This window comes from Pseudarthrobacter sp. NCCP-2145, assembly GCF_023708005.1.
Lineage (GTDB): Bacteria > Actinomycetota > Actinomycetes > Actinomycetales > Micrococcaceae > Arthrobacter > Arthrobacter oxydans.
In genome coordinates this window covers 18974-41154 of sequence record NZ_BRCG01000010.1, presented here as the reverse complement: position 1 = coordinate 41154, position 22181 = coordinate 18974, and the positions used below count along the sequence as shown (strand labels likewise).

Here is a 22181-nt window from a genome sequence, read left to right as displayed (position 1 = left end):
TCATTTTGCGCGGTGAGCTGCGGCACACCCCCCTTTCAAAGCGTCAGCCGTGGGTGGGTTCGCCGGTGATGCGGTGGTCCGCGTGGTTGATGGTTTCGCGGATGAGCCGCACCAGGTGCCCGTCGCGCAGGGAATAGATCACGTGGCGGCCGTCCTTGCGCGTGTCCACCAACCCGCTGAAACGGAGTTTTGCCAGGTGCTGGCTTGCCACCGTGCGGGGCACCCCGACGGCGGCCGTCAGCTCGGTCACGGTCTTGGGGCCCTGCGACAACTGCCAGAGCAGGTGGAGGCGCGTGGGCTCGGCCAGCATCCGGAGGGTGGCGGACGCCGCCTCCAGCAGCTCCGGACCCGGGGTTACCTGGTGGACCAGGGACGGGACGTCAGCGGCGGGCGCGGCTTCGCTGCGGGGCTGGCTGGCCACTGTCCTGCTCCTCCCCTGCACGGTCCCCGGTCCCTGCGGCATCATGCCGGGGCCAGGACAGGAATGCTCCTGCACTGCCTATCATCGCAACAATTGTCAGCCCAGCCGCAGCCCAGCCCAAACCGGCCACTGCTCCCACCCAGCCGGCCAGCGGATAGGCCAGGATGTAGCAGGCGTGCGAGAGCGAGAACTGCGCCGTGAAGACATACGCCCGGGTGTACTCGGTGGAGGCTTCCCGCAGCAGTCTCGACGACGGCGTGAGGATGGTGGAGTTGGCCGCGCCCATGATGAACCACAGGGTGAGCAGCAGCCACCATCCGCTGCGGGGTGCGGTCCAGGAAATGGCGACGGCGCCGGCCAGGACAAGTGGAACGACGGCGGCCCCGGTGAGCATCACCGTCCGTTCACCCAGGCGTTCCAGCAGCGGCGGGGCGGACAATGCAATGGCCATGGAGCCCACGCCGAAGCAGGCCAGCGCCAGGGCAAGGTCAGTGTCCGGACCCTGCAGGACATCGCGGACATAGACCACCGTGTTCACCAGCACCAGGGCTGTGGGGGCCGCGACCACCAGGTTCAGTGCCAGCAGCGACCTGAGCCGCCGGTTCCGCCAGAAGATCCTGGCGCCGAGCGTGGTCCTGTGCCAGAGCGTGGCCTGCGGCGCCTCCGCGGCGGGAACCCGTGGCAGGACGGACATGGCCACCATGGCGGCGGAGAACAGGAACCCTGCCACGGTGCCCAGGAACAGGTTGTTGTAGCTCATGACGGTGAGCAGCACCGCGGCCAGCGCCGGGCTGGCCAGCGCCTCCATGTCGTAGGCCAGCCGGGACAGCGACAACGCCCGCGTATAGTCCCGCTCGTCCGGAAGGACGGTGGGGATCAGCGACTGGAAGGCCGGGGTGAACGTGGCAGAGGCAGATTGCAGCAGGAAAATCACCACGTAGATCTGCCAGGTTTCGGTGATGAACGGCAGGGACAGGGCCATTGCGGCGCGCACCAGGTCGGCGCCGACCAGGACCGGTTTCTTCGGCCAGCGGGCCAGCAGCGCATTGATCACCGGCGCCAGGCCCACGTATGCAAGCATCTTGATGGTCAGTGCTGTACCGAGCACCGCGCCGGCATTGCCCCCAGCCAGGTCGTAGGCCAGCAGCCCCAGCGCGACCGTCAGCAGTCCCGTGCCGATCAGCGCCACGATTTGGGCGGCGAAAAGCCTCCGGTACGTTGCGTTCCGCAGAACCGAAAACATCCAGCCCACTCCTTGAGTGCATATGTGCACGTATATGCACTCATCATAAGCCTGGCCTGCCATTGTGTCCTGCGCCGTTGGCCGGCCCTGTTAACGATGGAAGGCGCCGCTCCGTGACGGAGCGGCGCCTTCGTGGCTGTGGTGCTGCGGTGCTGCGGCCGTGACGCCTCGGCGACTCAGGCGCTGGTGGCGTCCTGGACCTCGCCCACCAATTCCTCGATGATGTCCTCCAGGAACAGGACACCGGTGGTGTTGCCCTTCTCATCGAAGACCCGTGCAACGTGGGCACCGGTACGGCGCATGGTGGCCAGCGCGTCCTCAAGCTCGCTGCCGCTGAAGGCGGACGCCAGGCGTCGTATGCGCTTGGCCGGCACACGCTGGGTGAACTTCTCCTGCGTGGTCAGGTCCATGACGTCCTTGAGGTGCAGGTACCCGGAGGGCTCGCCGTCGTCATTGGTGAGGATATACCGGGAGAATCCGTGCCCGGCCACGGCGCGCTGGATGTCAGCGGGTGTGGCGGACTCCGGCAGCAGAACCATCTCGGAGATGGGAACCTCCACGTCCGCCACAGTCTTGGCCGTGAATTCGAACGCGGCACTCAGCGTTCCGGTGGTGTCCGTCAGCATGCCGTCGCGGGTGGACTGCTCCACGATGTTCGCCACCTCATCCAGCGTGTAGGCGCTGGTGGCCTCGTCCTTCGGCTCCACCTTGAACAGGCGCAGGATGGAGTTGGCGATGCCGTTCAGCGTCCAGATCACCGGCTTGAAGATGCGCGCCACCATCACCAGCGGCGGGGCCAGGATCAGGGCTGCCCTCGTGGGAACGGAGAAGGAGATGTTTTTGGGGACCATCTCTCCGAGCACCACGTGCAGGAAGGTGACCAGCAACAGAGCGGTGACGAAGGCAATGATGCTGATTGCCTCGTAGGACAGGGACGTCAGGCCCAGCGGGATTTCCAGCAGGTGGTGGATGGCAGGTTCGGAGACGTTGAGGATCACCAGGGAACAGACAGTAATACCCAGCTGGCTGGTGGCCAGCATCAGCGTGGCATGCTCCATGGCCCACAGCGTGGTCTTGGCGGCCTTGCTGCCGGCTTCTGCCTTGGGCTCGATCTGCGAACGGCGTGCCGATATGACGGCAAACTCAGCCCCGACGAAGAACGCGTTGACCACCAGGAGCACCACCAGCCAGATAATGCCGGGAAGGTATTCACTCATGGGTCAGCTCCTGCGTGAGGTCATCAATGATGCGGTCGTGGGCGCTCCGGGGCGCGTCCTGTGAGGCGTCAGGGGTGAAGCGGATCCGCTCCACGTGCGTACCCAGGACGCGCTCCACCCGGAGGGTCCCGCCGTCGATCCCTACTTCATCACCCAGTTCCGGAATCCGGTCCAGCTGGTCCGTGACAAACCCGGCCAGGGTGTCGTATTCCTCCCCGTCAGGGACGGTAATCCCCGTCCGGTCCAAGAGTTCGTCAGGCCGCAGGGACGCGTCAAAGGTGATGGACCGTCCCGTCCGCACCACGCCGGTGCGGGCGCGGTCGTGCTCGTCTTCAAGCTCCCCGACAATCTCTTCCACCAGGTCCTCCAGCGTCACGATGCCGGCGGTTCCGCCGTGTTCATCGGAGACGATGGCCACCTGCAGGCCCTGCCGGCGCAGCAGGACCAGGAGCGTATCCACGCCCATGGATTCCGGCACCCGCAGCGGCTCGATCATCAGTTCAGACGCGATCACGCGGGACCGGTCCGCGAGGTCCACGGCGAACGCCTGCTTCACGTGGAGCACGCCCTGCACGTCGTCGCGGTCCTCCCCAATGACGGGGAACCGGGAGTAACCGGTTGTAGTGGCAAGGGCGACGATGTCCTCTGCGGTGTCATCGGCGTTCACCGCAGTCATCCGGACCCGGGGGGTCATGACGTCCGCGGCAGAGTGCTCGGAGAACCGGAGTGTCCGGTGCAACAGCACCGCATGGTCCTGGTCAAGGACGCCTTCCATGGCGGACCGGCGCACCAGTGAGCTCAGCTCCTCGGCGCTCCGGGCACCGGACAGCTCTTCCTTTGGCTCGATACCGAAGGACCGGATGATTTTGTTGGCGGTGTTGTTGAACAGCAGGATCACGGGCTTGAACACCGCGGTGAAGACGGCCTGGAAAGGGACCACCACTTTGGCCGTGGCCAGCGGAAGGGCCAGGGCGAAGTTCTTGGGAACAAGCTCGCCGATCACCATGGAGAAAACCGTGGCGATGAAGATACCTATCACCGCGCCAACGCCGGGAACCACGGCTTCCGGAATACCGGCGGACTGCAGGGGGCCGCTGAGCATGGAGCTGATCGCGGGCTCGAACGTGTAACCGGTAAGGAGGGTGGTCAGGGTGATGCCCAGCTGTGCGCCGGAAAGGTGCGTCGAGGTGATCTTGAGGGCATTGATGGTGGTGCCCAGCCGCTTTTCCCCGCGGGCCTGGCGGGCTTCGAGGTCATTGCGGTCCAGATTGACCAGCGCGAACTCGGAGGCAACAAAGAAACCGGTACCGACCGTCAGGACGAGGCCGATACCGAGCATGATCCATTCATACATTCAGGCGCCCCTCTCCCGTGGTGGCCGGCGAACCGGTCAGAAGGCGGAGGGGCTTGGGCATATGTGAAGGAGGGTCATCCATAATGCACTCCATCCTACCGGCACGGCTCCTTCGGACCGGGCCTGTATGCCCACAGCAGAGAAGCCCTGCACCCGCTCCGTACCGGCATGGGCACCTGCGCAGGTGGTCCGGCCCCTGTACTTACCCCGTAGGCGCGCGTACATTCGGAGGTGTGACGGTAATCATTTCCCGTCCCCTCCCGGGCCTCCTGCACAGGCCCCTGAGAAGCTGCTGTAGCCACGCGGCGGCGCACGATGCAGAACCTGAAAAGGCCACACAATGGCAATCTCGCACTTCCAGCAGTTCCTTGACCAGGCAACGGTTTTCGATCCTTCCAACGACGGCGGCCTCGGGCCCGACTGCCTCTACGGCCTCTACGTCAGCTGGGCCGTGCTCAGGGGGCTGGAGCCCAAGCCAGACCAGGCCTTCCGGGCGGGGATGCACCGCTGCGGCATTGACCTGACTAACAGCAAACTTCGGATGACCGGCCCGGCCGCGGCTGACTACATTCTCTACAGCTATCCGGCTGTGGCTTGATGCCCCTCTCTCCGGAGATCACCGGTGCTGCGCGCGAGGCCGCCATGGTCCTGTATGGCTGCGAATCCGTACTGGAAGGTCCGGCGAGGGTATGAACTACACGGCAGGGGGACCCAGCAGGCTTCCCGTGGATGAGCTGGCCCTTGCCGTGGCACGCATCAGGGGGATGCTGCTGACGCAGGAAAAGGCAGGACATGCGGTCCACCTGCTGGCGCGCGGCATCAAAGACTCAACGCCGGGCGCAGGCGGCAGCGGTGTTTCGCTGATTGGCCGGGGAGGCGAGGGAACCAGCAGCGGTTTCACCGACGCTGTGGTGGAGCAGGCAGACGCCCTCCAGTACGGCCTCCGGGAAGGCCCCTGCTTCACCGCATGGGCGACGGAAAGGGTGGTGATCGTCGACGACGTGCACACGGACAGTCGGTGGCCCGCCTGGCAGTCTGCCATAGCTGCCCTGCCGGTCCGTTCCGTGGTCAGCGCCCCGCTGGTGTTTGGAGAGGAAGGAATTGGAACGTTGAAGATCTACGCGTCCCTTCCGGGACAGTTCCATGAGGACAGCGGCCGGGTGCTGTCGCTGTTCGCCGGAACGGCCGCCACACTCCTGGCACACATCCAAGGTGCAGACACTCCGCTGAGGATCAACGGGAATCTCAAGGCGGCGCTGGCCAGCAGGGACACCATCAACCGTGCCTGCGGAGCACTCATGGAACGCGAGGGCATCAGCCAGGACGACGCGATGAAAAAGCTCGTCAGAAAAGCCAGGGAATCCGGTCTCCGCTTGATTGAGGTCAGTGAAAAGCTGCTCACCAAGGCGCCTCCGGAAGCACGTTAAGAGGTTGGAACGTGGGCTTCGATCCTCATGAACCGGAACAACGCGATCAGCTCAACGATGCGCTGAAGGCCGCTGACATCAGCATGGGTGAACTCTGGCTGAGGTACTTCAGCATTTGCGGCTCTGCGGGCGAATACGAGGTGCACGCTTACTCGCAGGGCCTCATTTCCCTGCCCGTCTTCCAGCGCGACCTCCTGGCGATGGCCGCGAACGAGCTTATTGCCGAGAAACCGCAGCTCCATGCCCCCTTCTCGGACCAGCTCAACGGCGCGGAATCCAATGGCGCAGCCAGCGGTTCCGGCTCCACCGGAACCGCTGCGACGCTGGACCGCCACCCTGGCGACACCGGCAAAGACACATCACGCTGAGCGCCACCCCCGTAAGTCACAGAAAAAACACTGCATTGAAACATTTCAGCAACGTGCCCACGGCATGCTGTTTCTTACGGGGATACAACAGCAGGAGGCGCATCATGGAGGCACAGGGAATTCTCACCGGCCAGCTCAGGGTCGGGGACGAGATCGAGGCATGGCATAACGGCAAACTTTTCCACCGGGGGCGCGTGATGGACGTGGTCCCGGCCTTGGAACTGTTCTGGATCCTGGATGCGAGGACCGGCACGCGGAAGCTGCTGGACCCGGAGGCGCTGGAGATCCGGCATGTGGAGGAACAGGCCAAGCCCCTGGCCACGGCCTGATTCCCGCCGGCACGGGGACCATCCGCAGGGGCCCTTTGCGCACAGCAGGGGCAGCCCGGGGCGTGCATAGAATGAATCCATTGCGGCACCGCTGCGGCAGTACGGGCTTTTCCGCCCGCAACCACCACTAAGGAGCACACCGTGATTGGATTCATCGTCGCCGGCCTGGTCATTGGCGCACTTGCCCGCCTCATCAAGCCGGGGAAGCAGAACCTGGGCCTGCTGGCCACCCTCCTGCTGGGCCTTGTTGGCTCGGTCATCGGCGGGGTGGTCGCATCATTGCTGGGCACCGGAGACATCTTCGAGCTGAACTTCCTGGGCTTCATCGTGGCTGTCATCGCCGCGGTGCTGCTGGTAGGAACAGCCGAGGCCGTTGTGGGACGCCGGAGGTCGGTGAACCGCTAGGCACGAGCTACACCAAACGCGGGGCCGCTCCGCGCCCATTCCGGGGATTCCGGAAGGGCGCGGAGCGGCCCCGCGTTGCTGTCGGAGGAGCGTCAGTTCCGTTCCTGGTAGACGTCCGGGATCCCGTCCTGGTCCGCGTCCACCTTCTCCAGCGCCTCGGCTTCCCGGTACTGCCGGTTCCTGGTCTTGAGCACGGCGGTGGCCAGCAGCGCAGCAAGCACTGAGGCGCCCAGGATGCCCACCTTGGCGTGGTCATCGTGCAGGCTCCCCTGCCCGAAGCTGAGCTCGGCCACCAGCAGGGACACCGTGAACCCGATGCCGGCCAGGAGGGCCACGCCGAACACGTCGATCCACTTGAAGGACTTGTCCAGCTCCGCCCGGGTGGCCTTGGTCAGCAGCCAGGTGACACCCAGGATGCCGATCGGCTTGCCCACCACCAGGCCCACGATGATGCCCAGTGCCACCGGGTCCGCAAGGGCTGAACCCAGCCCCTCCCAGCCGCCGACGGCCACTCCGGCGGAGAAGAACGCGAAGATGGGAACTGCTATGCCCGCGGAGATGGGCCGGAAGCGGTGTTCGAAGATTTCCGCCAGGCCGGGCCCGGCGTCCGGACCGCCGGCGGCCTGGGAGCGGATGACGGGGACGGCGAAGCCCAGCAGCACGCCGGCCACCGTGGCGTGGATGCCGGACGCGTGGACAAGGGCCCAGGTGACGACGCCGAGCGGCAGCAGGATGACCCAGGCAGCAGAGGCTTTCATGCCGAAGAAGTGGCGGTACTTGTGGGCCAGGAAGGCGTAGATCCCCAGCGGAATGAGGGCCAGGAGCAGCGGCGTGACGTCAAGGTCGCTGGTGTAGAAGAACGCGATAATGGTGATCGCGATGAGGTCGTCCACCACGGCGAGCGTCAGCAGGAAGATCCGCAGGGCGCTGGGAAGGTGGGATCCAATGATGGCCAGGACTGCCACGGCGAAGGCGATGTCCGTGGCAGTGGGGATGGCCCAGCCGCGCAGGGTCTCGGGGCTGGTGAGGTTGATCGCAACGTAGATCAGCGCCGGCACCACCACGCCGCCCGCGGCGGCGGCCACGGGCACGATCGATTTGCTGATCTGGCGAAGGTCCCCTGCGACGAACTCGCGTTTGAGTTCCAGGCCTACCAGGAAGAAGAAGATGGCCAGCAGCCCGTCTGCCGCCCAGGCGCCGAGGCTGAGCTCAAGGTGCCAGGGCTCGTAGCCGATCTTGAAGTCCCGGAGGGCAAAGTAGCTGTCCGACGCCGGGGAGTTGGCCCAGATAAGGGCGATGACCGCAGCCGCCACCAGCAGGGCGCCGCCCACGGTTTCCTTGCGGAGAATTTCCCCGATCCGCAGGGCCTCGGCATAACTGCCCCTGGAGAGAACGGTGGATTTTCCCTTCCCGGGCGGGGGTGTTGAGGGCGTGGTCTGGTTCATGGAGTCTCCTGGCATCTGGGGTCTACAAAACTATTGCCGACCAGACTTCCCGGCGCACCTTCGTTCCATCCTACAGGGGCTGACTCCCATCTTTCCTGCGGGTTGCGGTGTCGCTGTCATCAAAGCTGTGGCTTATTTCACTTTTTTCCCATCCGTAACAGCAGCGGCGCCGAAGTACCTTTGTCCCTCATCTGGGACGACCACGTCACTTGTATGAGGAGACTGCTTTCCGATGAACAAGACACTCCGCTTTTTAGCTGTACCAACCCTTGCACTGGGCGCCCTTGCGCTCTCCGGCAGCCCCGCGATGGCCGCTGACCAGTCCTACCAGTCCACGTTGGGCCAGATCAACGGCAGCTCGGCCTCCGGCACCATCACTGTGGATGTCACGGGCAACCAGGCCCACGCCGTCCTCAAGGTCTCCGGCCTGGCCGCGACCTTCATGGACGCTCCCTACCCCCACGTCCAGCACATCCACGGCGGCGCCCAGGGTGTATGCCCGGCACCGTCCGCTGACAAGGACGGTGACCAGGTTGTGTCCACCACCGAGGGCGCACCGGGCTACGGCGGCATTGTCACCACCCTGTCCACCAGCGGCGATACCAGCCCTGCCGCCGGGCTGGACCTCAAGGTCGCCGGCCAGGGTGCCAGCTACACCGTGGACCGCACCTTTGAACTGAACGCAGAAACGAAGGCCGCCCTGGAAGCAGGAACCGCCGTGGTTGTTGTCCACGGCCTTGACCCGGCAACGTTGAGCGCAGCGGGCCAGGCAGCCAAGAGCGACCTTGTTCCCGAACTCCCGCTGGCCGCCACCTCCCCCGCCCTGTGTGGGACCTTGACCGCCGGACAGATGAAGATGCCCGCAGGCGGTGCTGACACCGGCGTTAGCCAGGAAACCGGAACCGACACCGGCGCCCTGGCTCTGGGTGGCGGCCTTGCCCTGGCTGCCCTCGCCGGCGGCGCCTACGTTGTTCGCCGCCGCAGCGCGGGATCCGCGGCCTAAGCCTGGGCTGACTGGATCATCACTGTGACAACCATGAATTCCGGCCGCCGCGGGGGCCTCCGGGCCACCACGGCGGCCGGGCTTCTGCTCCTGCTGGCTTTGGGCGGCTGCGGCACCGCAGAGACCGGAACGCCCGACGCCGGTGCCCCACCTTCCGCTTCGGCCGCGGCTTCCTCGGCGCCCGCCCCGGCTGCGGCCAGTCCTGCGATGCCGGCACCGGCCGCTCCCGCGCCTGCGGCGCCAGGGCCTGCAGCCCTGCCCCGGTCCGAGCCGGTGGTCCTTGAAATTCCCGCCATCGGCGTGCGGACCGATCTCCTCAAGCTCGGCCTGCGGGAGAACGGATCGCTCGAAGTGCCGCAGGACACCGGCAGTGGTGCGCCGGCCAGCTGGTACAACGGATCCCCAACCCCCGGTGAACGCGGACCGTCCGTCATGCTGGGCCACGTCAACTCTCCCAGCGGCCGCGGCGGTGTGTTCGCGGACCTCCGCCAGCTCACCCCGGGAACCGAAATCAACGTCTCACGAACCGACGGCAGCATCGCCGTGTTCACCGTCGACCGCGGAGCCCTCTACAGCAAGAACGACTTCCCCACCCTGGAGGTCTACGGGAACACGGCAGGCCCCGAACTCCGGCTGATCACCTGTGACGGCTATGACCCCGACACAGGGCTCTTTGATGACAACTACGTCATCTACGCCAAGCTCAAAGCCTGACCTGGCGCACCGCCAAGCCCAACCCCGCAGGAACCGAACAAACGGCGCAACCCGGAGAGGGTGCGGCCAGGACGGAAGAGACATGACATACCGCACGCCACTGCTTGCCTCGCTGGCTGTTTCCGCCGTGCTGCTCTCCGGCTGCGCCGCGGCGGCGGGGTCCGTGGGAGCTGCCCAGGCGCCGTCGTCGGATGCCTCCGCTGCGGCACCCTCAGCGCAGGGCGGCCACGCGGGACATCACGGCGGCGGCTCACCTTCCCAGCGCACTGCCGTCAGTGAACCCAGCGAAGCAGCGAAGATGGTGTGCGGTGACCAGCCGATGGACAGGCTCACGGCGATCCTTGACCTGGACCAGGACCCTCACACCGTCAACAGCTGGGCGGACAGCACCTTCACCTGCACGTACCACCTGGACGAGGGTGCGCTTGATATCTCCGTCCGGGAAGCACCGGACAAGGCTGCAGCGCTGACGTACTTTGACGCCATGCAGGCGCTGGCTGAGGACGCGACGCCGATCGAGGGACTCGCCAGCCTCGGCTTTCCCGCCTACGAAACCGCGGACGGATCGGCAGTGTTCCAGAAGGACAGCTTTGTGCTGCAGGTTGACGCCTCGGGTTTGCCGGAGACCTTGGGCCCGGATGGCATCACCCGCAATGCGCTGGCCTACCAGTTGTCCACCACCATCCTGGCGTGCTGGGTGGAGCACCACTAACTGGCCCTAGACAGCCCGCTTCCGCTGCGCCGCGTTCCCCCGGCCATCCATCTCGATGGCCTTGACAGCAGCTTCCAGGTACTTGCGCGACTCCGCCGAGTTGGCCAGCTGCACCAGTTCGGCGGCCACCACCACCAGCTTGACGTTGCGGTGGCTGCTGGTGCTCACCAGCATCTGGAAGGCATCGTCAGACCCCATTTTCAGCTGGCCCATGAGGATGCCGCGGGCCTGGTCGATGACGGTCCTGGTGGAGGTGGCCCCGATGACCGCGTCACGGGCGGTTTGCTCGGTTTCACGCTGGAGCGTTGAGGTGAGATCGAGCATGATGCCCTCCAGCGCGGTGACGCGGCCGCCGTCCACGATGGCGTCACCGGTTGTCAGGACGCGCCGGGTCCTCCCCTGGGCATCGATGATCCGGTGGTACATGCAGAAATAGCCGCCGGTCCGGACAACCTGCGCCACAATTTCCTCGCATTTGGGCCGGTCCTCCGGATGCTTGTGCGAGAAGAGCAAGTCCAGGGTGGGCACAACCTCGCCCCGCCGGTATCCGTGCAGCTGGAACATGGCATCCGACCAGTGGATCTTCCATGTTTCGATGTCCACGCGGAACGTCCCGGCCACGCACTGGTTGTCCCCCAGCGCGCTGGAATAGGTATAAGGGCCGGTCAGCTCTGACACAGGGCCACCTCCATGTAGCGTCCAACACGTCCCCGGCTGTTGGCACAGTTCGCACTCCTCCCATTATGGCCGGGCAAGGCCCCCGGGGTAAGGGCTTACGGCCACTTCCGCAGCAATCCGGAATCTGGATGACGGGGAGGCCTTGACGCTTATACCCCCTGGGGGTATATTCAAGGTGTTGTCAGTGAAGTGGTATGTCCAGGCCGGTGCCCCGCACCGCCGTCACAGCCGTTCAACCCCAGCACCTGCCCAGCAAGGAATTGTCCTTCACCAAGGAATGGAACTGACATGTTTGATAGCGCGAACCGCACCGAGCTTCCCCTGGCCTCCAGCACCGGCTGCAGCTGCTGCTCCCCCGCAGGCCACGCGCAGAAGGCGCCCGCCGCCGTCGCAAATTCCGACGCCGCTGCCCCCTCCCAGCGCACCTTCTCCGTCGAGGGCCTCACCTGCGGGCACTGCGTCCGGACGGTGGAGAAGGCCGTCTCCGCCCTTGACGGCGTCGAGTCGGCCTCCGTGGACCTGGTGGCCGGCGGCCGTTCCGGCCTGACCGTTGCCGGCTCCGTTTCAGACGCGGCGGTCCGCCAGGCCGTCACCTCGGCCGGGTACTCCCTGGCTGCCAACTGATTTTCCGCGCCGGGGCTGCTGCCCCGGGTTGCGGCGCCCTCCAAGGAGGATCCGATGCAGGACCATCAGCACCACCATCACGACGACGACCGCCCCCTAAGCGGGACCCTCACCGAACTTGCGGCTGCTTCAGGCAGCGGGCACGGGCACCAGAACCACGGCCACACCGCGGGGCGGGATGACGACCATGCCGTCCACACACACGGGCAGCACGCCGGACACAGCACGGCCATGTTCAAGAACAGGTTCTGGCTGACGCTAGCGCTCTCCATCCCCGTGGTCTATTTCAGCCCCATGGTGGGGCACATCCTGGGCTACATGGCCCCCATGTTTCCCGGCTCAACCTGGATCCCGCCCGTCCTGGGCACGGTGATCTTCCTCTACGGCGGCCAGCCATTCCTCAAGGGCGGCCTGCAGGAGCTGAAGGACCGCCGGCCGGGCATGATGCTGCTGATCGCCATGGCCATCACCGTGGCGTTCGCCGCGTCCTGGGTCACCAGCCTTGGCCTGGGAGGCTTCGACCTGGACTTCTGGTGGGAGCTCGCGCTGCTGGTGGCCATCATGCTGCTGGGCCACTGGATCGAAATGCGGGCCCTCGGTTCAGCACAGGGCGCCCTGGATGCCCTCGCGGCACTGCTGCCTGATGAGGCCGAACGCATCACGGACACCGGCACGGAAACCGTTCCCGTCTCCGAACTCCGGCCGGACGACCTGGTCCTGGTCCGTTCCGGCGCCCGGATGCCTGCGGACGGAACGGTGGTGGAGGGGCAGGCGGAAGTCGACGAGTCGATGATCACCGGAGAATCCAAAACCGTGCCGCGCGGCCCGGGCGACACCGTGGTGGCCGGAACCGTCGCCACGGACACCAGCGTCCGCGTCCGCGTGACGGCAGTGGGCGACGACACCGCCCTGGCCGGCATCCAGCGGCTGGTGGCTGAGGCACAGTCGTCCTCCTCCCGGGCCCAGGCCCTGGCCGACCGCGCCGCGGCCTTCCTGTTCTACTTCGCCGCAGGGGCGGGTGTCCTCACCTTCATCGCCTGGACCCTGCTGGGCAGTATCCCGGAAGCCGTCACCCGCACCGTGACCGTCCTGGTCATCGCCTGCCCCCACGCCCTGGGCCTGGCCATCCCGCTGGTCATCGCCATCTCCACCGAACAGGCCGCCCGGGCCGGGGTGCTGATCAAGAACCGGATGGCGCTGGAACGCATGCGCACCATCGATGTGGTCCTCTTCGACAAGACCGGCACGCTCACCACGGGCGCACCCGAACTGAAGGACGTGGCCGCCGCCGAGGGCGTGGACGCCGACGAGCTGCTGGCCCTTGCCGCCGCGGTTGAATCGGACAGCGAGCACCCCGTGGCCCGGGCCATCGTCCGCGCGGCACGGGAACGCAACCTCACCCTTCCTGCCGTCACGGATTTCGGCTCCCTGACCGGCCGGGGCGTGCGGGCCTCCGTGGACGGACGCACCGTGCACGTGGGCGGGCCCGCGCTCCTGCGCGAGCTGGGCGCCGTCGAACCTTCCGCCCTGGCCCGGTCCACCCGGGCGTGGATGGACCGCGGCGCTGCCGTCCTGCACGTGATTGACGACGACGGCCGCGTGCTGGGGGCGGTCAGCCTGGAGGACGCGGTGCGGGCGGAGTCGCGCCAGGCCGTCGCGGCCCTGCAGAACCGCGGCGTGAAGGTGGGCATGATCACCGGCGATGCCCGGCAGGTGGCACAGGCCGTGGCGAAGGACCTGAACATTGATGAAGTGTTCGCCGAGGTGCTGCCTGCGGACAAGGACAAGAAGGTTGCCGAACTGCAGGCGCGCGGCCTGAAGGTGGCCATGGTGGGCGACGGCGTCAATGATTCGCCGGCGCTGGCCCGCGCTGAGGTGGGCATCGCCATCGGGGCCGGCACGGACGTGGCCATGGAGTCCGCCGGGGTGGTGCTCGCCGGAAACGATCCGCGCGCGGTGCTGTCCATGGTTGACCTCTCCCGGGCGAGCTACCGGAAGATGTGGCAGAACCTGGTGTGGGCCACCGGCTACAACATCCTGTCCGTTCCGTTGGCCGCCGGTGTCCTGGCGTTCGCCGGGGTGGCACTCTCCCCCGCGGCCGCGGCGGTCCTGATGTCCGCGTCCACTATTGTGGTGGCCCTGAACGCCCAGCTGCTGCGGCGGGTGAAACTCAACCCGTCCGAGGTACGTTGAAGGTACTGAACCCGGCCCGTCCCAGTCCCGTCCCGTCCAATCCAGTCCCGTCCCGTCCCGTCCACTGAAGGAGGAGGAACCAGCATGACCGCACGCGCCAGCGTCCTGCCGGCAGCCCTCCTCCGCGCGGGGCTGCTGGCTGCGGTTATGGCCATCGTGGCCGGAATCTTCGGCATGCACGTCATGACCGCGGACCATTCCTCGCACGCAGCCCACGCGGGCGCCGCCGTCGCTGCCGGGGACGCCGCCGTCGGGCACGCTCCCGCTGGGCACACCGCGGCGGAACATGCCGCCGTGGACCATTCAGCCGGGCACACCGCCGTCGAACATTCCGATGCCGGGCACGCAGCGGTTCTGGCGGACGCTGTGGGCGCGGCGGGCGTGGCCTTTACCGCCTCCGAATCATGCAGCGCGGGCTGCCCGGATGTGCGGGAAGGCGGCGCGTCCTGCACCCCCCTGGCCAAGACCGGATCGCTCGCGGCCGTCCCGCCCCCGGCCAACCCCACCGCGCTTCTGGCCCCGGCGTCAGGCGCTCACGGAACCACCGGTTACTCCTTCGTCCCGCCCAGCAAAACGCCCTGCGAACTGTCCATCAGCCGAACGTAAACCGACTGCGCTGCGTGGCCCCACCAACGCCTCCACAGGCCCAGTTCACCTACGTTCCTGAAGGACCAACACACAATGAACAGCAAAATCAAAGCCCTGTCCGTCGCCGCTGCGCTGGCAGCCTCACTCGGCCTGGCCGCGTGCGCCGCAGACTCCGGAAGCTCCGGCGGAAGCACCATGCCCATGAACCACGGCAGCTCCGGCCCCGCGTCCACCATGATGCCCGATGCCAGTGCCGGCCATAACCCTGCGGACATCGCCTTTTCCCAGATGATGATCCCGCACCACGCACAGGCCGTGGAGATGAGCGACATGATCCTGGCCAAACCGGACATGCCCGCGGACGTCACCGCCCTGGCCACCAAGATCAAGGACGCGCAGGCGCCGGAGATCGACACCATGACCGGGTGGCTCAAGGACTGGAACGTGCCCACCATGATGTCGGACCACTCCGGGCACGGCATGACCGGCATGGTTGATTCTGAGGGCATGGAGAAGCTCAAGGACGCCCAGGGAACGGACGCCGTCCGGCTCTTCCTGGAGCACATGATCGGACACCATGAAGGCGCGATCGACATGGCTCAGCAGGAAATCGCCGCAGGCAAGCACCCCGAAAGCATCCAGCTGGCCCGCGACATCGCCACATCCCAGGAAGCCGAGATCGCGGAGATGAAGGAAATGCTCGCCGGGCTCTAACCCTCCCCCACGACGCTCTCTCACTTAATGCCCCAAATCGGCCAACGCTCTATCACCTAACGCACCAAATCGGTCAACGCTCTATCACCTACCTCACGAGCATGAGAGAGCGTCCGTCCGGGGACTGCGTTAAGTGAGAGAGCGTCCGTCCGGGGACTGCGTCAAGTGAGAGAGCGTCTGTCCGGGGACTGCGTTAAGTGCGAGAGCGTCCGCCCGGCTGGCGGCGCCTGGATCGCCTGGATCCAGCCGCCGCCGGTTTCACATGCTCGGGGCGGATTCCGACGCCTATAAACCGTGCGGTGAAGCGGCGCAGCAGCGGTGAGGCGATACGGATTACCGCGACCACCCAGCGCGGCGCGAAGCGGCGGCCCGTGGCTGCCCTGGAGATGGCCTTGTGCCCGTTGCGCTGGATCAGCTGCATGACTTTCACCGGCATCTCGCGGCGCCGCTGCACAGCCGCGAGCTTCTCCACCGGGGCCGTTCCGGCAGCCAGGTCCCCCGAAATGGCGTTGAACAGCGCCACGGCGTCCTGGATGGCGAAGTTCACGCCGACGCCGAACACCGGGGACATTGCGTGGGCGGCATCGCCGATAGCCATGAAGCCCGGCCGGTACCAGCGCCGGAGCCGGTTGATCTGGACGGAGAGGAGTTTGACCTGCTCCCAGTCCTGCAGGGTGCCAACCACCGGCTGCAGCACAGGAGCCGCGCGAGTGAGCCGTTCACGGAGTGCGCCCAGACCTGCAGCCCGGAGCTCATCGAGTCCGCCTTTCTGGATGGCCATGCCCGACTGGTACCTGTCGCCCCGGTCAAGGGTGAGGACCATCCCGCGGGAGGAGATATACCCGAGGGTCACTGGCGGCGGCGAGGGCGGTTTGGGAAGGTTGAACCACAGCACGTCGATGGGCACGCCGAACTCATCCGGTACCAGCCCCGCCGCCGAGCGCAGCACGGACGCCCGCCCGTCCGCGGCCACGGTCAGCGTCGCACGGATCTCGCGTCCGCCGTCGGGCGTTTCAACCCGCACGCCACGCACCTGGTCCTGCTCCATGATCAGTCCGCCGGCCTCCGTGTTCATGAGCAGCTCGAAGGTGGGGAAAGCTGCCGCCTCGCGGGCCAGGAAGTTCAGGAAGTCCCACTGCGGGGCCAGGACCAGGAAGTTGTCGGGGGCCCGGAGGGTGCGGAAGTCGGCCATGGTGATGCGCTGCCCTTCCACAACGGCATCCAGGGTGGGCAGCCGGGTGAGGGGCAGCTGCAGGAATTTCTCCCGCAGCCCGAGCTCGCCGAGCAGGGTCACGGTGGACGGATGCACGGTGTCGCCACGGAAGTCGCGCAGGAAGTCCGCGTGCTTCTCCAGCACCGTGACTTTCAGGCCGGCGCCCGCGAGCAGGTATCCGAGCACCATGCCGGCCGGACCGCCGCCGGCGATCACGCAGTCGCGTTCCGGCTGGTCCTGTGGACTCATCGTGCCCCTCCTCCGCATCGGTTCCTGCATCCATGGTGGGCGCAGTGCCGCCGGATTGGTAGTGATGCGTGGCGGTGCCGCTGGGTCAGGTGAGAGAGCGTGCGGCCAAAAGCTGCGTCAAGTGAGAGAGCGTCGGGCGAAAAGCTGCATCAAGTGAGAGAGCGTGCGGGTGTTGCGTGTTAAGTTGAAACGTGCGGGCCGGACGGTCCGCGCACCGGCTGGAAAGAGAAAATCCCCTTGGACACATCCGCACCAGTACGAATCCTCACCGTCTGCACCGGCAACATCTGCCGCTCTCCGGTGGCCGAGCGGCTGCTGCAGGCAGGCCTCAACCAGGCGGTGCCGGGCGGTTTCGTGGTCACCAGCGCGGGGACGCGCGCCATGGTGGGCGAGCCCATGCAGCCCCTCTCCGCGGACATCGTGCGCACCTTCGGCGGGGACCCGGACAACTTCGCGGCCCGCCAGCTGACCCCGGCGATCCTGCGCGGCGTGGACCTGGTGCTCACCATGACCACCGGGCACCGCGGCGAAGTGCTCCAGCTGGACGCCTCGCTCCTCAAGCGCACCTTCACCATCCGCGAATTCGCCCGCATGCTCGACGTCCTGGACCAGCGCGCGGCAGCATCGGGCGGGGGCGCGCCTCCTTCAGGAACGGCCGACGACGGCGACCGGCTGGCTGCCAACACCGCCTTCTGGAAGAGCCTGGCAGCGAGGGCAGCGGGGGTCCGGCATTTGTCCCTGCCGCCGAATGCAGGGGACAACGACATCATCGACCCGTACCGGCGCTCGCCCGAGGTTTACCGGCAGATGGAGGACGAGCTGGCTCCGGCCATCGTCTCCATCCTCCGCCACGCACGCCTGAACGTTCCCGCCTGAGCCGGCCTCCGCCGTCGTCGTTTCAACCTGTGGTTATCTCTGCGGTTTTTCTGCGGATTCCCCCGATGTAATGGATTTTTGCCGGTGCTAATTTTCCCAAATGGGCATCCAGCTGCACGATCCAAGCACCCAGCCAACAGACGCACCCGAGCCGGCCAAACGCCGCAGGCGCCGCCCGTTGCGGACCATCCTGCTGGTACTCCTTGCCGTGGCAATCATCGTTCCTGCCTCCCTCGGGGCCTACCTGTACAGCCTGGGACAGATCTACGAGTCCGAGATCACCACCATCGACTCTCCCTGGCCGGCGGAATCCCTCCGGCCCCAGCGCCAGCAGGCGGGCGCTGCCGCGGGAGAGCCGGCACCCGGTGATGCCGCCGGGCCGGGCGGAAGCCAGCCCGGCGCCGGAACAGCGGAGGGCTCCCAAAACGCCGTGGCTGACGGCATGCTGAACATCCTGGTAATGGGCAGCGACAGCCGCGGCGCCACCACGGAAGAGGCCCTGTCCGGCGGCAACTCCAACCAGCGCGCCGACACCCTGATGCTGGTGCACGTCCCCGCGGACAGGTCCAAGATCTTCACCGTCTCCCTGATGCGGGACACGTGGGTCGACATTCCGGGCCACGGCCAGGCGAAGATCAACGCAGCCCTCGCCTACGGCGGCGTCCCGCTGATGGTGCAGACGGTGGAATCCCTGTTCAACCAGCGGATCGACCATGTGGCCATGATCGACTTCGAAGGGTTCGTGGGCATGACCGACGCCCTGGGCGGGGTGGAAGTGAACGTCACCCAGCCGTTCGTCTCGCCGCACAGCAGCAAGAAGTACGCCAAGGGGCCCACGGTCCTGGACGGCAAGGGAGCCCTGGACTTCGTCCGCGAACGGTATGCCTATGCCGACGGCGACTACCAGCGGGTGCGCAACCAGCAGGCCTTCCTGCAGGCGCTGCTGGCGAAGAACCTCAGCCGGGACACGCTCCTCAACCCCGTGAAGATCCACAACGTCATCAGCGCCATGGCACCCTTTGTCAGCGCGGACAGCGGCCTCAACGCCGGTACGCTGGCGCGGCTGGGGCTGGAGCTCCGGAACGTCCGCTCCGACGACATGGAGATGTTCACCCTCCCAACGCTCGGAACGGGAACGTCGGCAGACGGCCAGTCCATCGTGATCCCGGACCGCAACGCCATTGCGGGGCTCTCAAGGGCCCTGGCAGATGACAGTTTGGACAAGTTTGTAGCCAGCAGGGGCCTCGCGGGCTGACACTGATCCCACCTACCCACAATGAGGTGAGACATCGTGAGCATGCCTGGCGGTCCTGATTCATCCGGTCCCTCTGGTCCTGGTTCGTCCGGGCCCGGTTCATCCGGGCCCGGAGGCAACGGCCCAACCGATCCACCCGGGCCCGGCCCGCACGGCGGCAGCTGGGTGGCACACGGCCGCCGGCGGTGGATCGCGGCGCTGCTGGCGCTTGCGCTGGTGGCTGTGGCCGTCGTCGCCGTCATCAGCCTCAACCGTCCCGCCCCCGAGACCCAGCCCGCGGCGACGCAGAGCGAGTCGCCGTCGCCGTCGCCATCCGAGACACCGTCCCCCTCGGAAACCCCTTCTGAGGCACCTCCGCCTGCCCCTGCTCCCCCGCCGCCTCCGGAACCCATCCCGGACCTGCCGGCCGTGCCCATGAATGTGCTGGTGATCGGCAGTGACATGCGCGGCGTTGCAAAGGACGCGGCGGCACACACGGCGGCGACCGGCGAAGCGATGGACCACCGTTCGGATACCCTGATGCTCGTCCACGTCCCGGCCGACCGCAGGACCCTGTACATCGTGTCCATCAACCGGGATACCTGGGTGGACATCCCGGGCTTCGGCGGGGCGAAGATCAACGCCGGGCTGCAGTACGGCGGCATCGACATGACCACACAGACGGTGCAGCAACTGCTCGGAATCACCATCGACCACACCCTGATGCTGGACTTTGGCGGCCTCAAGGTCCTCGTGGACGGGCTGGGCGGCATCGACGTCAACGTCCCCATTCCCTTCCAGTCCACGCACGACACCGGGCACGTCTTCGGCCCCGGAGTCAACCACCTGGACGGCCAGGCGGCGCTCGAGTTTTCCCGCGAGCGGTACGCCTTCTCAGACGGCGACTTCCAGCGGGTCCGCAACCAGCAGATCCTGCTCAAGGCCATCCTGTCCCGGCTGACCGCGGGCGGCGTCCTCAACGATGTCAACGCCGTCCGCAGCTTGGTGGGCTTCGCTTCCTGCTGCCTCACCGTGGACAAGGGCTTCGACCCGGTCCAGGCCGCCATCCTGGCCTACAGCCTGCGGAACCTGGACGTCAACGCCATCGGCACCATGACCCTGCCCACGGCCGGAGCCGGGTTCGTGGCCGGCCAGTCCGTGCTGTTTCCCGATTACGGCGCCATCAATGCCGTGGGGGCAGCACTGCGGGAGGGCCGGATCGGCGAATTCGCCGTTCCGTAGGGGATGTTGGGCAAGGGCAGTGCCGCCCGCCCGATGAACGGCCCGGCCCCGCACGGTGCTGGGCAGCACCGCGCGGGCGGCCCAAGGCCGTTCCTGCCGGAGGGGTGTTCCCGGCTGTTCAGGCACCCGGCACCCCGCGTTCACCCGAGGGCCAGAGTCCGTGCGCCCGGCGGCGGCAGCGTGGGGGCATGACTCCGATTTCACCGGCCGCCGTGCCACGCCGCACCATCGTCAAGGGATCCGTCCTCGCCGCCGCCCTGGCTGCCGTGCCCGCGTCCGCCCACGCCGGCACCGCCCAGGCCGTCCCGCGCCAGAATCCCGCCGGCATCGCGCTGGTGCGGAACCGGCTCACGCTGCCCAGCGGCATTGCCACCGGAGATGTTACGTCGGACTCGGCAGTGCTGTGGTCGCGGGCGTCGGGGCCAGGGCGGATGACGGCTGTCCTGCGGGCCGTTGACGACGGCGGCGAGGTACTGCGCGGCCGGGGCGCCTTCGAGCGCGTCATGAGGGGGCCCCGGGCCACCCAGGCGTGCGACTTCACCGCCAAGATCCACGCCGGCAACCTGCCGTCCAACACCCGCTTCGCGCTGGACATCAGTTTCGAGGACGACGGCGGCGCGGCCGGTGAGAGCGTGCGCGGCACCTTCCGCACGGCTCCGGACGCCGGGACGTACAACGGCCGGGGCCGCACCGGCGGGACAGGAAACGGAGGCGGGGTGCCGTCGTCGTCCGCCCAAAGCTTTGTGTGGACCGGCGACACTGCCGGCCAGGGCTGGGGCATCAACGAGGAGATCGGCGGCATGCGCGGCTACCGGGCCATGCACCAGACCCGGCCGGACTTCTTTATCCACTCCGGCGACACCGTGTACGCGGACGGGCCGCTGGCCGAAACCGTGGTGGAGAAGGACGGGCAGGTATGGCGGAACCTGGTCACCGAGGAGGTGTCCAAAGTAGCTGAAACCCTCACCGAGTTCCGCGGCCGGCACCGGTACAACTCCATGGATGCCAATATGCGCGCCATGTTCGCCGACGTCCCGGTGATCGCCAACTGGGACGACCACGAGACCACCAACAACTGGTACCCCGGCGAGATCCTGGACGATCCCCGCTATACCATCCGCGACGTCAACACCCTTGCCGCCCGCGGCCGCCAGGCATGGCAGGAGAACATGCCCATCGCCGATTCCGCAGCGCTCTGGCGGCCGGGTACGTTCGACGACGCCGGCCAGTACCAGCCTGCCCGCATTTACCGGAAAATCAGCCGCGGCCCGCAGCTGGACATCTTCTGCCTGGACATGCGCACCTTCAAGTCCCCCAACACGGACGGCAAGGAAGCCTACGCAACGTCCATCCTGGGCCAGGAGCAGGTGGACTGGCTGATCCGGGAGGTCTCGAAGTCGAAGGCGACCTGGAAGGTGATCGCCGCGGACCTGCCGCTGGGGATTATCGTGCCCGACGGCGCCGTGAACCAGGAGAGCCTGGCCAACCGAGATCCCGGCGCTCCTTTGGGCCGCGAGCTGGAGATCGCCGGGGTGCTGAGCGCGTTCAAGCGGAACCGGGTGAAGAACGTGGTGTGGCTGACCGCCGACGTGCACTACTGCGCCGCGCACCACTACTCCCCGGAGCGTGCCGCGTTCACCGACTTCGATCCGTTTTGGGAGTTCGTGGCCGGCCCCATCGCCGCGGGGTCGTTCGGCCCGAACGCCATGGACGGCACGTTCGGGCCCGAGGTGGTGTTCTCCAAGGCGGGCAAATTCGCCGGGGAGTCACCGCGCGACGGCGAGAACCAGTTCTTCGGGCACGTCGAGCTGGATTCCGACACCTTCACGGTGAGCCTGCGGAACGCCAACGGCGCCACGGTGTTATCGAAGGTGCTGACGCCGCAGCGGTAGGGCGGTGCGGTGTGATGCAACTGCCATGGCAGGCCCGGCG

The 22181-nt window shown here is 66.9% G+C and carries 23 protein-coding genes; 16 read left to right on the top strand and 7 right to left on the bottom strand.

Annotated elements, in window-relative coordinates:
- Nucleotides 1-43 precede the first annotated feature (43 nt).
- The 4 genes from NFU08_RS10405 to NFU08_RS10390 all read right to left on the bottom strand — a co-directional run bounded on the left by NFU08_RS10405 (nucleotide 44) and on the right by NFU08_RS10390 (nucleotide 4235).
- Nucleotides 44-421 carry a helix-turn-helix transcriptional regulator gene (locus NFU08_RS10405; protein ID WP_251422904.1) on the bottom strand — a complete coding sequence of 126 codons (378 nt, stop codon included), beginning with the start codon at nucleotides 419-421 and terminating at the stop codon, nucleotides 44-46.
- Nucleotides 381-1664, bottom strand: coding sequence for an MFS transporter (locus NFU08_RS10400; RefSeq protein WP_251422901.1), 1284 nt, complete (start codon nucleotides 1662-1664; stop codon nucleotides 381-383). Before NFU08_RS10400 ends, NFU08_RS10405 begins: the two co-directional genes overlap by 41 nt.
- A gap of 176 nt (nucleotides 1665-1840) precedes the next feature.
- Nucleotides 1841-2881, bottom strand: a complete 1041-nt coding sequence (locus NFU08_RS10395) for a hemolysin family protein (RefSeq protein WP_251422898.1) — start codon at nucleotides 2879-2881, stop codon at nucleotides 1841-1843.
- The gene (locus tag NFU08_RS10390) at nucleotides 2874-4235 is read right to left on the bottom strand and encodes a hemolysin family protein (protein WP_251422895.1); all 1362 of its coding nucleotides are present in this window, start codon (nucleotides 4233-4235) and stop codon (nucleotides 2874-2876) included. The genes NFU08_RS10395 and NFU08_RS10390 overlap by 8 nt, the downstream gene beginning before the upstream one ends.
- A gap of 340 nt (nucleotides 4236-4575) precedes the next feature.
- On the opposite strand from NFU08_RS10390, the gene NFU08_RS10385 reads away from it, so the two are divergent.
- The 5 genes from NFU08_RS10385 to NFU08_RS10365 all read left to right on the top strand — a co-directional run bounded on the left by NFU08_RS10385 (nucleotide 4576) and on the right by NFU08_RS10365 (nucleotide 6764).
- Nucleotides 4576-4833, top strand: a complete 258-nt coding sequence (locus NFU08_RS10385; RefSeq protein WP_174178008.1) for a hypothetical protein — start codon at nucleotides 4576-4578, stop codon at nucleotides 4831-4833.
- A 91-nt stretch (nucleotides 4834-4924) separates the two neighbouring features.
- Complete coding sequence (locus tag NFU08_RS10380; protein WP_251422892.1) at nucleotides 4925-5662, top strand: GAF and ANTAR domain-containing protein; 738 nt, start codon at nucleotides 4925-4927, stop codon at nucleotides 5660-5662.
- An 11-nt stretch (nucleotides 5663-5673) separates the two neighbouring features.
- Nucleotides 5674-6030, top strand: a complete 357-nt coding sequence (locus tag NFU08_RS10375; RefSeq protein ID WP_251422889.1) for a hypothetical protein — start codon at nucleotides 5674-5676, stop codon at nucleotides 6028-6030.
- A 104-nt stretch (nucleotides 6031-6134) separates the two neighbouring features.
- On the top strand, nucleotides 6135-6359 hold the full coding sequence (locus NFU08_RS10370) for a hypothetical protein (protein ID WP_251422886.1): 225 nt from the start codon (nucleotides 6135-6137) through the stop codon (nucleotides 6357-6359).
- A 141-nt stretch (nucleotides 6360-6500) separates the two neighbouring features.
- Nucleotides 6501-6764, top strand: coding sequence for a GlsB/YeaQ/YmgE family stress response membrane protein (locus NFU08_RS10365; protein WP_174178002.1), 264 nt, complete (start codon nucleotides 6501-6503; stop codon nucleotides 6762-6764).
- A 92-nt stretch (nucleotides 6765-6856) separates the two neighbouring features.
- Here the strand turns inward: NFU08_RS10365 and nhaA are convergent, their stop codons facing one another.
- Nucleotides 6857-8209 (bottom strand): Na+/H+ antiporter NhaA, encoded by a 1353-nt coding sequence (gene nhaA / locus NFU08_RS10360; protein ID WP_174178000.1) that lies wholly within the window; start codon nucleotides 8207-8209, stop codon nucleotides 6857-6859.
- A gap of 232 nt (nucleotides 8210-8441) precedes the next feature.
- Between nhaA and NFU08_RS10355 the strand changes: the two genes are divergently transcribed.
- The 3 genes from NFU08_RS10355 to NFU08_RS10345 all read left to right on the top strand — a co-directional run bounded on the left by NFU08_RS10355 (nucleotide 8442) and on the right by NFU08_RS10345 (nucleotide 10638).
- Complete coding sequence (locus tag NFU08_RS10355) at nucleotides 8442-9212, top strand: hypothetical protein (RefSeq protein WP_174177998.1); 771 nt, start codon at nucleotides 8442-8444, stop codon at nucleotides 9210-9212.
- A gap of 33 nt (nucleotides 9213-9245) precedes the next feature.
- Nucleotides 9246-9926, top strand: coding sequence for a class F sortase (locus NFU08_RS10350; RefSeq protein WP_217432469.1), 681 nt, complete (start codon nucleotides 9246-9248; stop codon nucleotides 9924-9926).
- An 82-nt stretch (nucleotides 9927-10008) separates the two neighbouring features.
- Nucleotides 10009-10638 carry a hypothetical protein gene (locus tag NFU08_RS10345; RefSeq protein ID WP_174177993.1) on the top strand — a complete coding sequence of 210 codons (630 nt, stop codon included), beginning with the start codon at nucleotides 10009-10011 and terminating at the stop codon, nucleotides 10636-10638.
- A gap of 6 nt (nucleotides 10639-10644) precedes the next feature.
- On the opposite strand, the gene NFU08_RS10340 is transcribed toward NFU08_RS10345, so the two are convergent.
- Nucleotides 10645-11316 (bottom strand): PAS and ANTAR domain-containing protein, encoded by a 672-nt coding sequence (locus NFU08_RS10340; RefSeq protein WP_174177991.1) that lies wholly within the window; start codon nucleotides 11314-11316, stop codon nucleotides 10645-10647.
- Between the two features lie 288 nt (nucleotides 11317-11604).
- Between NFU08_RS10340 and NFU08_RS10335 the strand changes: the two genes are divergently transcribed.
- The 4 genes from NFU08_RS10335 to NFU08_RS10320 all read left to right on the top strand — a co-directional run bounded on the left by NFU08_RS10335 (nucleotide 11605) and on the right by NFU08_RS10320 (nucleotide 15435).
- Nucleotides 11605-11940 carry a heavy-metal-associated domain-containing protein gene (locus NFU08_RS10335; RefSeq protein WP_251422883.1) on the top strand — a complete coding sequence of 112 codons (336 nt, stop codon included), beginning with the start codon at nucleotides 11605-11607 and terminating at the stop codon, nucleotides 11938-11940.
- A 54-nt stretch (nucleotides 11941-11994) separates the two neighbouring features.
- Complete coding sequence (locus tag NFU08_RS10330) at nucleotides 11995-14133, top strand: heavy metal translocating P-type ATPase (RefSeq protein ID WP_251422880.1); 2139 nt, start codon at nucleotides 11995-11997, stop codon at nucleotides 14131-14133.
- 84 nt (nucleotides 14134-14217) lie between these two features.
- A complete protein-coding gene (locus NFU08_RS10325; RefSeq protein ID WP_251422877.1) occupies nucleotides 14218-14739 on the top strand; it encodes a hypothetical protein in 522 nt (173 codons plus the stop codon).
- Nucleotides 14740-14814: 75 nt separating this feature from the next.
- Nucleotides 14815-15435 carry a DUF305 domain-containing protein gene (locus NFU08_RS10320; protein WP_251422874.1) on the top strand — a complete coding sequence of 207 codons (621 nt, stop codon included), beginning with the start codon at nucleotides 14815-14817 and terminating at the stop codon, nucleotides 15433-15435.
- A gap of 193 nt (nucleotides 15436-15628) precedes the next feature.
- Here the strand turns inward: NFU08_RS10320 and NFU08_RS10315 are convergent, their stop codons facing one another.
- Nucleotides 15629-16897 (bottom strand): FAD-dependent oxidoreductase, encoded by a 1269-nt coding sequence (locus NFU08_RS10315; RefSeq protein ID WP_251422871.1) that lies wholly within the window; start codon nucleotides 16895-16897, stop codon nucleotides 15629-15631.
- Between the two features lie 237 nt (nucleotides 16898-17134).
- Here NFU08_RS10315 and NFU08_RS10310 point away from each other — a divergent pair, with 237 nt between their 5' ends.
- From NFU08_RS10310 to NFU08_RS10295, 4 genes are all read left to right on the top strand, one after another.
- Nucleotides 17135-17773 carry a low molecular weight phosphatase family protein gene (locus tag NFU08_RS10310; protein WP_251422869.1) on the top strand — a complete coding sequence of 213 codons (639 nt, stop codon included), beginning with the start codon at nucleotides 17135-17137 and terminating at the stop codon, nucleotides 17771-17773.
- A 100-nt stretch (nucleotides 17774-17873) separates the two neighbouring features.
- Complete coding sequence (locus NFU08_RS10305; protein WP_251422866.1) at nucleotides 17874-19028, top strand: LCP family protein; 1155 nt, start codon at nucleotides 17874-17876, stop codon at nucleotides 19026-19028.
- Nucleotides 19029-19193: 165 nt separating this feature from the next.
- On the top strand, nucleotides 19194-20249 hold the full coding sequence (locus NFU08_RS10300) for an LCP family protein (protein WP_251422863.1): 1056 nt from the start codon (nucleotides 19194-19196) through the stop codon (nucleotides 20247-20249).
- Between the two features lie 188 nt (nucleotides 20250-20437).
- Complete coding sequence (locus NFU08_RS10295; RefSeq protein ID WP_251422860.1) at nucleotides 20438-22141, top strand: alkaline phosphatase; 1704 nt, start codon at nucleotides 20438-20440, stop codon at nucleotides 22139-22141.
- The last annotated feature ends 40 nt before the right edge of the window (nucleotides 22142-22181 follow it).